Source organism: Gelidibacter sp. F63206 (genome assembly GCF_023015735.1).
Genome location: NZ_JALKAU010000042.1, coordinates 1 through 13,148 on the forward strand (window position 1 = coordinate 1; position 13,148 = coordinate 13,148).

The following is a 13,148-nucleotide window of genomic DNA, read 5'->3' on the forward strand; positions in this document are numbered from 1 at the left end:
TTTAAAATACGATTTGCCAACTTGAAAGAGGATGAGCTTATATTTGTAGATTAAATTAGAAGAGCCGTATGATGGGAGACTATCATGTACGGTTCCCTGCCCGTACAGTGGGTGTGATAGGGAAGGGTGAAACTCCCTTTTCCTACTGGACACAAACACGTTACCTACAATTTGAAAAAAATGAGTGCTAAAGAACTTTCAAGGAACATTCCAGCTGGTGTAAGACGAACTTTACGAAAAGAAGTCAATTATGGGTGTCCAGTTAAATCTTGTGGTAGTCCATTTTTAAGTTATCACCATTACAATCCGCCTTGGCACGTTGAAAAACATCATAATATAGAAGGAATGATTGCGCTTTGTTTACATCATCATAAATCAGCTGATAATGGTGCATTTACAAATGAGCAGTTAGATAATTTAAAAGAAAATCCTTTCTTATCTAATGACGACATTTTAGGAGGAGAAATAACTTGGAAGAGAGATAACATACTATTCGACATAGGAGGAAATTACTTTTTGGGTGCGACCAAAATACATTTGAAAAAAGAGGAAAAACTTGTATGGATTGAATTTGACGAGGATGGTCACATCATGATAAATCTCAACATTAAAGATAAAGATGGAAATTTACTATTTACAATGAGAAATAATGACTGGTTAATTTCTACATCTTTACAGGATATTGAAAGCCCGCCAGCAATGAAGATGGTAAAATTCAGAGACGATGATAAAAATGTTAGGTTAAGTGTTGAGTATAAAGCTCATTCTTTAGAAAGTTTTATAAGAGAATATCAAACAATTCTTCCAAACAACAGGATTTATGAACTATTAAATTTTTTACCACAAGAGGATATTGTCATTTGTAAAATTCGAGGTTTACTTCAGTATCCATTTCATATTCACTTTAAGGATGGCAGAACAGATATGAAAAACCTTAAAGGACCATTCACAATTAACAGTATGATGAAATTAGCAGAAGGTGCAACTATGGAATATGGAGTAATAGTAAATTATTTTGAGGTTGGAGATGGAATTATCGTGAAATAGACTGTAGGCAACACCGGTAACCATTGCACAACCCCATAAAATTTCAGGATCTGAACTTTTTAAAGCCGTTTTAAGGGGTTTCATTTGTAGCCAATCAGATTGTCTGTCATATTTTGGTTGGCTCAAAGTTAAGGTTATTGCGTTTTGAGGCTCCATTATTACAGAAAACATAGGACCAAGTTCTTGTTCTACGAACTAATTACTTAAAGAAAGTGAAGGCGCTGATTTATGAAAGCTAATAGAGCCATAACATTAAAATTTCAGTCTTTAACATATTCTTTCCATTCAACATTTTTCATGATATAGAGTGCCACATAAGGACAACTTGGAATCAACTTCAGTTCATGTATTTTAATATGGTTCAAGACGGATGAGATAAGCTTGTCTTTTTGTTCTGAGCCAATGGTCTCATTGCAGGACTCACTATGAAAAAGTTCTATAGTATTTTTGGTTTTCTTATAACTTATATGGATGAGATTGTTATCGAATTGCATCTCAAATCGCTTCAATTCGATGTTGTCAATTAATTGTGGATTTTGGTATTCCATAGTAAAGGAAGTATTAAATCTTGTATGGGGAATTATTTAACAAAAGATTGCACATCTTATATTGCGATTTGTTTTAATGAGAAGTGGTAAAGTTGACTGACATGGAATCTGATTGCATATTCCTCTCTCATTCACGATTAACATTAGCACCGCGAATCAATAAGACTGCCCATTGTCATTCTACTTCGTATCCTTGGGTTTCTTCGGTGGTGTTATTCTATGTTCTGACTTAGCTGTGTTCTGTTGCAATCTGAGAGGATCTATTTTAATCCCTTTGGGTCTGTTGTTGATCATGACACTCCTGTTTTTTGGGGAGTATAAAAATATCATTTTATTTTATCAATTGCAACCTTAGGCTGTTCCTATGCCATGAATGAAAATTGTTATATCATATTCTGTAGGAAATGACAAATCAAAAATGTTCTTATCTAATTTTATAGTTTTTTTGTGATTGTTATTTCAATCATAAATGCTATATTTGTTTGAAATAACAAACGCTATTAGTTTTGGCTAAGAAAAAACAAATACTATTCCCTAAACATATAGATATTCTCAAGCATATGGGTGAGAATATAAAATTGGCGCGTAAAAGAAGAAAGCTTACACAGCAACAAGTATCTGAAAGAGCAGATATTGTAAGAAGTACACTATACCTAATTGAGTCTGGTGCTCCGAGTGTAGCTATAGGTGCATATTTTAATGTATTGCGTGTGCTGGGTCTTCAGGAGGATTTTTTGAAGCTTGCAGCTGATGATGAATTTGGAAGGAAGCTCCAAGATCTTGACCTCCTTTAGCTCATTGCTGTAATTCCAAATAAGTAAGTAATCCGGTGAAATAAACTGCAAATGGCAATAGGAAAAATAGATATATATATTTACGCACACTGGAAGGGGATGCAAGAACCTCAATTAATCGGGGTGCTTTCGGCACTGCATGCCAAAGGCAAAAAGGCCTTTAGTTTTGAGTACAATAAAGACTGGCTGAAATCTAAAAAACAATTGGTTCTTGATCCTGATATACAATTCTATAGCGGGCCACAATATCCAACCAATAAAGAGAACTTTGGGGTGTTCTTGGATAGTATGCCGGATACTTGGGGAAGAACCTTGATGAAGCGTAAACAAGCACAATTGGCAAGTGAAACAGGCGAAAGAGCGAGAACATTATACGATATAGACTATTTGTTGGGCGTATTTGATGAAAGTCGTATGGGGGCATTGCGTTTCAAAACAGATCCTGATGGTCCGTTTTTGGACAATAACAAGCTGACATCTACACCTCCATGGTCATCCATCCGAGAGCTACAAGATGCAGCCCAAAACTTTGAAAATGATGGTAATAATGAGGAGGTAAAAAAATGGCTGGCAATTTTAATGGCTCCTGGATCCTCGTTGGGAGGGGCAAGGCCTAAAGCGAATATTCTTGATGAAAAAGGAGACTTATGGATTGCTAAATTCCCATCTAAAAATGATACCACAGATAAGGCCGCTTGGGAATACTTGGCATACCAATTGGCATTAAAAGCTGGAGTCCACATGGCTCCTTCACGAATAGAAAAAATATCTGGTTCTTTCCATACATTTTTCACAAAACGTTTTGACCGAGAAAATGGAGAACGCATTCATTTCGCTTCGGCCATGACCATGACAGGAAACAATGAAGATACAATCAGAGATCACACAGCAAGTTATCTTGAGTTGGCAGAGTTTATTCAAACCAATGGGGCCATGGTCAACGAAAATTTGGAGCAATTGTGGCGTAGAATAGTATTTAATATTGCAATTTCAAATACAGACGACCACCTTCGTAATCATGGGTTTATATTGACAAGTCAAGGTTGGATATTATCTCCTGCCTATGATTTAAATCCATCTATAGATAAAGATGGCTTGGCACTCAATATCGACATGGATAACAACGCCTTGGATTATGATTTGGCATTTAGCGTTGGTGATTTTTTTCGATTGACAGATGAACAAATGAGCGTCATATTATTTGATGTTATAGGGGCTGTTACGGATTGGGAAGAATTAGCTGATAAAATTGGCATTTCAAAGAGCGAACAACAGTTAATGGGCAAAGCTTTTAATATTTAGGTATGGAAGTGTAAGTATAAAATATTAGACTTGTTTATGTAACAGAATTGTAAACCACTTAGAAGATTATGCCTTAGTCAAACTGACAATGAATTTTCAAGAAAATCTTTAGAAATTTTTATTAATATTAAGTGTTGTTAATTGATTCTATTTAGTACTTTTGCACCAGACGAAATCAAATTGTGTCATAACCAACGGTAAAAAGGTCACAAATCGTCAACATAGACAAAGAGATTTTACAAGAGTTCTGATATAGGCTGTGATAAACGGACTAAGTTCGAGTCCCGTCCAGACCGCATAATGCTAAGAAGCTCTAAAGAAATTTGGAGCTTTTTTTGGCATGATTCCCATCCTCATGGGAGCAAGAAGATGTTGTGTTGTTTCCGCTATCCTGATGAAAGTTAGGGCGGAACGTAGTGATTACCGGAGCAATCTGGTATTCCGATGAGAAGCTTTCCTTTTCTGTTTTTAACAGAATCGGGATGCTTTTTTGTTTTGGGGTGGTTTAGAAATTCTTCAGAAAACCGGATCAAGAATCAAGTCAAAAAGTTGTGGGATTTTTCTCTTTCTTGCTTTTTAAGGATGAATAGCCAACATATTGTGCGTTTCATCGGATTTTTTTGACTTTTATCCCTTAATAATTTTGTTAATAACTTTTTTATAATATCTTTGATGCTCTTAAGTAAGCCCTAACCAACTTATTTCAAGACTATCTTAATCCATTTTTTTACAAGGTGTTATTGCATGTCCTTACTTCCCTCGACATGAAATTGCAATACTAGAGCACTTGTGCTCAGAAATTAATAATCCATTCCTCCCTCGAATGGCATTTTTATGCCCAATTATTAATTAACTAAAATAGTATATAATCCCTAAATTGTAATTAAATGAAAACTTTAAAAGTTACTTTATTATTAGCATTATTCTTAACAGTATCTAGCCAAACTGAAAAAGCCCCTTCTCAAACTAAAACGGAAGCAAATAAGTACGAACAATCAAAAACGCAATTTGACTTGCTTGCACATTCCAGAAATGGGATACGAATTCCTCAACAAGGATAATATTTTTTCATACATAAAGAATAAAGCTCTTATTTTAATTAATAAGAGCTTTTGGCGTTGGTGTAAATTAAACGGTAGAGATTGAATAAATTATTATAAATTTGGAAGCATTCAAAAAAAATATTCCAACGTGTTCAGGTTAAATTTTCTAATTGCTCTTTTGTTTTTTTTCGGATCATGTGCTTATTCCCAAAAAAAATTGGAGTCGCCCGAGTACGATAGTATCTTAAAATTTCAAACCCTTAGTAAAAGCAATAAGTTGTCTCTAGAGGACCAATTTGCCTATGCAAAAAAGGCCGTGGAATATGCCAATGCATTGAAGGTTGATTCTGTTACCATTAAGGCAAATCATAATTATTCTTTGCTTTGCATCTATACCGGTGATTTCGATGAGTTTAAAAGAATTAACTTCAAAACATTAAAGCTTTCAAAATCAATCCAGGATTCTTTGGCCATGGCGATTGCCAACCATAATTTGGGTTGGTACCATCATCAAAATAGGGTTCAAAATGACAGTGCTTATTACTATTATTCTAATGCGTATAAGATTTCTGAACAATTAGAACTTACCTCACGTCAGGTAGACATATTAATAAACATTTCTGAAATCCAGGGAGTAGAAAAAGATTATATAGGTAGTGAAGAAAGTGCCATCAAAGCCATAAAATTGGCTGAACATCTTCCTATGGACGAATATATGAAGGAAAGTCTATGGCTGCTCTATACCAGGCTTGGTACAGGAGCAAGAATTATCAAAATTTACGATAGAGCGCTTGAGTATCATGAGAAAGCTTTGTTGATTGCCAAAAGCATGAAAGAGGGCATCATATTACAGCTGTCTTCAGAAAACAATATGGGGCATGTATATAAGGAAATAGGCGATTATAAAAAGGCATTGACCATTTATGAAGGTATTTTAGACCATAAAGACCTATTCGATCTAGAGCCTAATTTTTATGCCTTGGTATTGGATAATGTGGCCTACGCAAGGTTCTTGAATGGGAGTGACAATTTTGAACGCTTGGAACAGATGTTTGAAAGGGCATATTTTATTTCAGACAGTCTCAACGATCCTCTCAATATGCTCAATGTGACTATCGATCTTTCAAACTTTTACAAAACTCGTGGCCTGAAAGACAAAGCGTTAAAATATGCCGAAGAATCTTACCAATTGGCAAATGACATTTCGTCTAACGACATCCTTTTAGAATCGATGATCCTGCTCTCTGAATTAAAACCTGGAGAGGAAGGGAAAGTGTATTTAAAAGAGCATATCAAATTAAGTGATAGTCTTTTAGCTTATGAACGAGGCATCAGAAATAAGTTCGCTCGTATTGAGTTTGAGACGGATCAAATAGAGTTGGAGAATCAACGGATTGCCGCAGCGAAAATGTGGTGGACCATTAGTTCCATTGTGTTGTTGGTGGCCTCCATCTTGGTGTATATTATTTTTACCCAGCGCAACAAAAACAAAGCTTTAAAATTCAAACAAGATCAGCAGGCCGCGAACGAAGAAATTTATAATTTAATGTTATCACAACAAGACAAGGTTGATAATGCGAGAGCTGAGGAAAAGAAGCGCATTTCGCAGGAATTGCATGACGGTGTTTTAGGAAGGCTTTTTGGCACGCGATTGAGCTTGGACAGCTATAATTTAAATGAAGGAAAGGAAGCGGTTCAGGTGAGATCAAAATATATTTCTGAACTGCAGAACATTGAAAATGACATTCGGAAGATTTCCCACGATCTGAGCATAGATTTTGTAGCAGGCTCGGGGTTTATGGATATTTTAAAAGAGTTGATAGAGAAACAATGTGAAGCGTATCGCCTGGATTATGAATTTAACTATACCGATGATATCAACTGGGATGTGGTGGCCAATAAAACCAAGATAAATGTTTATCGAATGGTACAGGAATCGCTCCAAAACATTTATAAGCACGCTAATGCAAAGACGGTTAAAATTAGCTTTCAATTAAAAAAAACAGTAATTTGCTTGCTAATTATTGATGACGGTATTGGCTTTGATACCAATAAGAGTAAAAAAGGCATCGGTTTAAAAAATATCAATGCTAGAGTCGAAGAACTTAATGGAACAGTAGCATTCCATTCAAAAGTTAATCAAGGCACAACCATAAAAGTGAAAATCCCCTATACACCCTAAAACCAATGCAACACATTCATATATTAATGGTGGATGACCATCCTATCATCATTGAAGGCTACCAAAATACCTTGATGGCATCCAAGAAAGACAATCAAATTTTACGAATAGATACGGCGAATGACTGTGACACCGCCTGTCATTTATTGCAGCGAGCTGCTAATGAAAAGCCATATGATATCTGTTTTTTTGATATTAGCCTGCCCAGTTCTGCCGATGGTAAATTGACATCTGGAGAGGATCTCGCAAAAATGACCCGAGATATCATGCCCAATGCCAAAATTGTGATCTTAACAATGTTCAACGAATCTTATAGGGTGCATAGTATTATCAAACAAATCAACCCTGACGGATTTTTGATCAAGAGTGATATGACCTCGAGTGAATTGGCTGAGGCTTTTCAGCATATTTTATCCTCACCACCTTATTATAGTAGTACCGTTAGTAATTTTTTGAAAAAATCGGTTACCACAGATATTTATGTTGATGAAATCAATCGGAAAATTCTACATCTTTTGTCACAGGGCATTAGGACCATTTCTTTAAGAGAACATATCAATTTATCTATGAGCGCTATTGAAAAGCGGAAGAAGCAACTCAAACTTTTGTTCTCCGTAGAGGATGGAAAGGATGAAACACTCATTGAAAAAGCTAGAAAAAAGGGTTTTATATAATTAAAAGTGTTAAAACTTCTGTTTTTGTTGACTTTTTAGAATTCTCTAAACCCTTGCTGCACCTAGATACTACGGTTTTTCCGCATCAAGTTTACGGTTTTTCCGTAACAAAATGTCATTGCTGTTTTCTATATTTGAATGTCAACAATAATTAATTAATCCCTCTAAGTAATTTGTTGAATTAATAGCAAAAAAAGTAAAAACCTAATAGTTGACCGTCTGGAAAGCTTTTAGGTTTTTTTAGTGAAACCCCTGTCTGCCGACAGGCAGGCAAAATGCAAAAGCGAAGCGCATTGGGTTTTGTTGGTTGTCCCGATAGCTAGCGGGATTGGCGAGATCTCTAAGTTCTATGCTATTATTCAGGTTGTAAAAAGCCGAAGGCGCATTGGGTTTTGATCGCCAGAGATATCTGGATTAGCCCTCCTGAACATTCAGAATAAAAATTATTTTTCCGATTGATAATTCATGACTTCCCTGAGATTTTCAACAGAAAATCCCGATTTCCAAAATATGTTTATAAATTTATTAACTAAAAGATTAGTTTGAACTAATATTTTAGTTATATTAGCATCGTTAAGTTGGTGGATTGCAAAATTATAATCTGCTCAATCTTAATGAAAATCACGTTTAACTAAAAGATTCCTGCCTTCGCAGGAAGTTATTATGAAACAACTTACCAAAGCCGAAGAAGAGATTATGCAGGTGTTATGGCAACTGCAAAAAGCCAATGTCAAACAAATTATTGAAGAATTGCCAAAACCGAAACCGGCCTATAATACGGTATCAACCATTGTGCGCATTTTGGAAAGCAAAGGTTTTGTGGACTATGAAAAAAAGGGCAAGGGCCATATCTATTTTCCGTTGTTGACCAAATCGGAATACAGCAATCAGAGCATCAATATGTTGGTGAACGATTATTTTCAAGGCTCGTTTAAAAGTATGGTCTCATTTTTTGTCAAGAAAAATGACTTGAGCTTAAAGGATATGGAATCCATTTTAAAGGAAATTAACAAAAACGAGGACTAATTATGTTACACTATATTCTACAGACCGTTGCGTTTCAAGTGTTCTTTTTGATCATTTACGATGTGTTTTTAAAAAATGAAACCTTTTTTAATTGGAATCGTGCGTATTTGATCGGTACGGCGTGTTTGTCATTTATCTTGCCATTTTTAAAATTTGAAAGCATCAAGGCGATTGTTCCAGAACCTATGGTTGTCCGATTGCCAGAGGTGATCATTGGAGACGTTTCGCCAACCTTTGATAACGCTGTTATAATAATGGGATCCGAACAAGTAACAGAACAGGCGGCAAGTTTTTCTTGGACTTATGTTTGGATAGCTGGAATAATATTGGCGACGCTTCTCTTAACGTATAAAATTGTTAAGATAGGTAGACTGCTTTATAAAAATCCGCGACGTTGGCAAGGAGATGCCCTGATTGTGTTTTTGTTGAACAGTAGTGCAGCCTTTTCTTTTTTCCACTATATCTTTTTGGGAACTAATATTTCAGCGGAAAAGAAAGAACATATCCTACAGCATGAAATGGTGCATGTTAAAGAAAAACACAGTTGGGATTTATTGGTTTTCGAAATGCTGCGCATTGTGTTTTGGTTCAATCCGCTAATTTATATATACCAAAACAAGCTTTCCAATTTGCACGAGTTCATCGCCGATGCAAAAGCCGTAAAGTACAAAGGCAAATCGGCCTATTATCAAAGTCTATTGTCTCAGGTTTTTGAGACCCAGCACATTTCATTCATCAATCCATTTTTCAAACAATCATTAACCCGCCTGAACGTATTTGGAAAACAATTTACATTCCATAACGGGCAGATCAAAAAACGAATCGTCATGTTAAGCAAATCAAGATCAAAACAAATCCGTCTCATTAAGTACGCCTTATTGGTGCCTATGGTTATGGGGATGTTGATGTATACGTCGTCTTATGCGAGTATAATTAGAGATCCTTTTCCAGTGTTTCAAAATGAAGCGTTGGATCAAGAATTAACCTTTAAGGAATTGGTGGACAAATATTATAATGAGATTATTGAAATGTCTACCAATGACAATAAAATGGGTGAAGCATATAATAGATATGGTAAAAATACAGGTTCATACATTCAAAGCGAAATCGATTTGGCCAAAAATATAGCTTTTAGGAAGTACATGTTGATGAAAATAAGAGATAAAAAGAAGGCTGCAGGCGAATTGAAGGATGGGGAAAGTGATCAATTGATGAATCCAATAAATACATATAGTACTTACGAAGAATATCTTGACTATAAGAAAACTGATTTAGCTAAACAAAGCTGGGAAAGTAAGGCACCAATGGGTGCGTGGCGTTTGGTAGTGGATGATATGAGAGATTTAACAGAAGCTGAAAAGAAAAGAAAAGAGAAGTTAATCGATATAATAAAAAAGGATGATTTTTATCACACTTTGGTAATGACCGATGGTAAAATAACTACTTCATTGGATTTTGTTAAAAAGAATAAGGAAGGGGAAAAGGAAGATTTTGAATCCTATGATATCGAAGTACCATTTGCTGTGATTGAGGAAGTGCCTTTGTTTGAAGGTTGTGAAGCCTCTGGATCTAAGGATGATGATAAAAGATGTACCTCTGATAAGGTTGCCCAGTTTGTCAATACGAATTTCAATATAGATATTGCTACAGAAAATAACCTTAAAGGAAGACAGCGCATCAACGTCATTTTTAAAATTGATAAGGACGGAAAGATTAGGGACGTTATGGCAAGAGCGCCGCATCCTGCTTTAGAAGCGGAGGCCGTTAGGGTGATTCAATCAATGCCAGATTTTACGCCTGGTAAACAAAAAGGAAAAACCGTTACCGTACCTTATAGCTTACCCATTTTGTTTCAGGTTCAGGGTGATGATGTTAATGCTGAAAAAGCGGAAAAGAAAATTGCAGGTGACGCAGATGACATTAAAGAAGTCGTTGAAACACGCGATCAAAATACAGACGATCAGATTGAAGTGCCTTATGCCGTAATTGAAGAAGTGCCATTGTTTGAAGGATGTGAAGCGTCGGGATCCAAGGATGATGCAAAACGATGTACCTCAGATAAGGTGTCGCAGTTTGTCAATAAAAATTTCAACGTGGATTTAGCAACTGCTTTAGGATTGACTGGCAGACAGCGCATCAACGTCATATTCAAAATTGGTGAGGACGGAAAAGTTAGAAATGTGAGGGCAAGAGCGTCACATCCAGGGTTGGAAGCAGAGGCCGTTAGGGTCATTCAATCCATGCCGGATTTTACGCCAGGGAAACAACGGGGAAAAACCGTAACGGTACCTTATAGCTTACCAATTTTGTTTCAGGTTCAAGATGATGCTCCAGATACAAGTAAGGAGAGCACAGATCAGTCAGAACAGGAATATCTTAAAACCCTCGAGGCCAATGAGCAAAACAAAATACTTGGTTTGACGGAAATCCCGTATGCCGTCGTAGATGAGGTGCCTGTATTTCCATCTTGTGAAAGTTTAGATTCAAATGAAGATCTTAAACAATGTACTTCGGATAAAATCGCCTCTTTTGTTAATAAAAACTTCAATACAAAACTGGCCAAAGAATTAGGTTTGACTGGAACACAACGCATGAACGTCATTTTTAAAATTGGTACTGACGGTAGGATTTCAAACATTAGAGCCAGAGCCAAACATCCTGAATTGGAAAAGGAAGCCGTTAGAGTGATTGGCATTTTGCCAAAAATGCTTCCTGGGAAGCAAAGAGGTAAAGCAGTAACAGTTTCTTACAGTCTTCCTATCATTTTTAATGTGAACGAATAGTTGGACTATGGCGAAATTCTTTCTGTTTATTCTTTTTTCTTTAAATGCTTTTGCCCAGTATATAGATTACGAAAATATGTCCGATGAGCAACTTCAATTCACCCTGCAAAAAGAGCTATTGGATATGGAACATAGAGGTGCTACCCCGCCATTGATTTTTGAAAAATTTATAATGGAAACCGATGAATATATGATGTCTCGTGAAGCATATTACCGATTTGTGGTCCATATGAATTATGTCGCAGATAAAATGTTGGCCATGAAAATGGAAAATGGAAGTGATGCGGTGAGCGATTTTGAAATGGCCAAAAAACTGAAACATCAAAAGACCTATCAGGACTATGTTGATTACAGAAGAACTGATAAAGCTAAGGAACACTGGGAGAACAGTACCCAAGATGGCATTTTAAAACTGGTGGTGGATGATTTTGGTCAATTCACAAAGGCCGAACAAAAACGTTATGATGGCTTAATTATTTTACTGAATCGAGACCCATATTTTACCCATTTAAACATTACTGATGGCAAAACCACTAAAAAGATGATGCCCAATACCCATTAAAGCCCTCATGATTAAATTCTGTACCGTTTTAATAATTTCATTGCTCACATGGTCCATGCAAGCGCAGAACATGCTCTTAAAACGAGCAGACAGCTTGTATGCGCATGGCAATTACTCAAAAGCTATTGAGGCGTATAAAGCCTATGAGCAGCAAGACCTGGTCTATGAAAAGATGGCCAAAGCTTATCTGGCGCTTGGTAACTTTGACTTGGCCTTAAAAAACTATGATCTTGCGCTCAATGCTTTTCCTGAGGATGCGCTCATTAAATATGATTACGCCAAATTACTGTCCAGAAGCAAGAAGCTTAATGATGCGGCGGTGTTGTTGAGTGAATTGGTATATCTCGATTATAGAAACCCAAATTACCATTACGAGTTGGGTCTGGTATTTGAAAAACAGGGCGATTCCACCGCGATGAAAAGATTTCATTCGGCTTATGAGCTTGATCATACCCACCAAAAAGCAATTGCTAAAATAGGCAGGTATTTTCTAGTGAAACGAAAGCATGAAGCATCCCTTCACTACATCAATACGGGTTTGGAGAGTTATGCCAACAATGCGGAGTTGATCAACTTGAAAGCACTTAATTATTATTGGAAAGAGGATTATAAAGAAGCTTCACTATGGTTTGAGAAATTATTGGCTTTGGGTGAAAACTCTCAGTTTATCCATGAAAAATTAAGTTTCTGCCATGCCCAACAAACCTTGTATGAAAAGGCGATTGTCCATGCGACTCAAGCCGTGAATTTTGATCCAAAAAACGCAACCAATCTATATATTTTGGGACAATTGTACGAAACTATTAATGATTATGCATCTGCGGAAAAGTGGATTTCTGAGGCTTTGTTCATTATGGATCAACCATTGAACGTCGAATACACCAAATTGGCCGCCGTCTTAAATCGCCAAGGAAAGTATAAGGAAGCCATTGCGGCCCTTCAATCTGCCATTAAGGAGGATCCACAGGATGAGACGGCACAGTTCTTTTTGGTGCGGACAAAGGACGAATACTACGCCGATAGGGATTCCAAAATTAAGGCATATGAAGTGTTTAAGGAGAAATTTCCCAAAAGCGTATATATTCCTTTTGCCAATGGACGTTTGAAAGAACTTAAGGACCAGAAATTTATGAAATCTGAATAACCATCGTAATGCAATATTTTCTAGCGCAAAGGTCGCAAGGGGC

Annotated in this window: 11 protein-coding genes; 10 read left to right on the plus strand and 1 reads right to left on the minus strand. The window is 36.4% G+C overall.

Annotated features, from left to right (window positions below):
• The first annotated feature begins 180 nt into the window (after nt 1-180).
• The gene (locus MWU32_RS01025; RefSeq protein ID WP_246936956.1) at nt 181-1,047 is read left to right on the plus strand and encodes a hypothetical protein; all 867 of its coding nucleotides are present in this window, start codon (nt 181-183) and stop codon (nt 1,045-1,047) included.
• A 260-nt stretch (nt 1,048-1,307) separates the two neighbouring features.
• Here MWU32_RS01025 and MWU32_RS01030 read toward each other — a convergent pair whose 3' ends face one another.
• Entirely contained in the window at nt 1,308-1,595 is a 288-nt protein-coding gene (locus MWU32_RS01030) for a GNAT family N-acetyltransferase (protein WP_246936959.1), read from the minus strand.
• Nucleotides 1,596-2,101: 506 nt separating this feature from the next.
• Here MWU32_RS01030 and MWU32_RS01035 point away from each other — a divergent pair.
• From MWU32_RS01035 to MWU32_RS01075, 9 genes are all read left to right on the plus strand, one after another.
• Nucleotides 2,102-2,389 carry a helix-turn-helix domain-containing protein gene (locus tag MWU32_RS01035; RefSeq protein WP_246936962.1) on the plus strand — a complete coding sequence of 96 codons (288 nt, stop codon included), beginning with the start codon at nt 2,102-2,104 and terminating at the stop codon, nt 2,387-2,389.
• Nucleotides 2,390-2,440: 51 nt separating this feature from the next.
• A complete protein-coding gene (locus tag MWU32_RS01040) occupies nt 2,441-3,691 on the plus strand; it encodes a type II toxin-antitoxin system HipA family toxin (protein WP_246936966.1) in 1,251 nt (416 codons plus the stop codon).
• Nucleotides 3,692-4,578: 887 nt separating this feature from the next.
• Complete coding sequence (locus MWU32_RS01045; RefSeq protein ID WP_246936968.1) at nt 4,579-4,752, plus strand: hypothetical protein; 174 nt, start codon at nt 4,579-4,581, stop codon at nt 4,750-4,752.
• A gap of 259 nt (nt 4,753-5,011) precedes the next feature.
• On the plus strand, nt 5,012-6,916 hold the full coding sequence (locus tag MWU32_RS01050; protein ID WP_246936971.1) for a tetratricopeptide repeat-containing sensor histidine kinase: 1,905 nt from the start codon (nt 5,012-5,014) through the stop codon (nt 6,914-6,916).
• A gap of 5 nt (nt 6,917-6,921) precedes the next feature.
• Complete coding sequence (locus tag MWU32_RS01055; RefSeq protein ID WP_246936974.1) at nt 6,922-7,590, plus strand: response regulator; 669 nt, start codon at nt 6,922-6,924, stop codon at nt 7,588-7,590.
• Nucleotides 7,591-8,253: 663 nt separating this feature from the next.
• Nucleotides 8,254-8,616 carry a BlaI/MecI/CopY family transcriptional regulator gene (locus tag MWU32_RS01060; protein WP_246936976.1) on the plus strand — a complete coding sequence of 121 codons (363 nt, stop codon included), beginning with the start codon at nt 8,254-8,256 and terminating at the stop codon, nt 8,614-8,616.
• A gap of 2 nt (nt 8,617-8,618) precedes the next feature.
• A complete protein-coding gene (locus MWU32_RS01065) occupies nt 8,619-11,399 on the plus strand; it encodes a M56 family metallopeptidase (protein ID WP_246936978.1) in 2,781 nt (926 codons plus the stop codon).
• Nucleotides 11,400-11,406: 7 nt separating this feature from the next.
• The gene (locus MWU32_RS01070; RefSeq protein ID WP_246936979.1) at nt 11,407-11,961 is read left to right on the plus strand and encodes a hypothetical protein; all 555 of its coding nucleotides are present in this window, start codon (nt 11,407-11,409) and stop codon (nt 11,959-11,961) included.
• Nucleotides 11,962-11,968: 7 nt separating this feature from the next.
• Complete coding sequence (locus MWU32_RS01075) at nt 11,969-13,105, plus strand: tetratricopeptide repeat protein (RefSeq protein WP_246936981.1); 1,137 nt, start codon at nt 11,969-11,971, stop codon at nt 13,103-13,105.
• Nucleotides 13,106-13,148 lie beyond the last annotated feature (43 nt).

Coding starts and splice junctions, on each gene's coding strand:
- MWU32_RS01065 (WP_246936978.1), top strand. CDS start 8,619: ATGTTACACTATATTCTACAGACCGTTGCGTTTCAAGTGTTCTTTTTG.
- MWU32_RS01060 (WP_246936976.1), top strand. CDS start 8,254: ATGAAACAACTTACCAAAGCCGAAGAAGAGATTATGCAGGTGTTATGG.
- MWU32_RS01030 (WP_246936959.1), bottom strand. CDS start 1,595: ATGGAATACCAAAATCCACAATTAATTGACAACATCGAATTGAAGCGA.
- MWU32_RS01055 (WP_246936974.1), top strand. CDS start 6,922: ATGCAACACATTCATATATTAATGGTGGATGACCATCCTATCATCATT.
- MWU32_RS01045 (WP_246936968.1), top strand. CDS start 4,579: ATGAAAACTTTAAAAGTTACTTTATTATTAGCATTATTCTTAACAGTA.
- MWU32_RS01075 (WP_246936981.1), top strand. CDS start 11,969: ATGATTAAATTCTGTACCGTTTTAATAATTTCATTGCTCACATGGTCC.
- MWU32_RS01025 (WP_246936956.1), top strand. CDS start 181: ATGAGTGCTAAAGAACTTTCAAGGAACATTCCAGCTGGTGTAAGACGA.
- MWU32_RS01040 (WP_246936966.1), top strand. CDS start 2,441: ATGGCAATAGGAAAAATAGATATATATATTTACGCACACTGGAAGGGG.
- MWU32_RS01070 (WP_246936979.1), top strand. CDS start 11,407: ATGGCGAAATTCTTTCTGTTTATTCTTTTTTCTTTAAATGCTTTTGCC.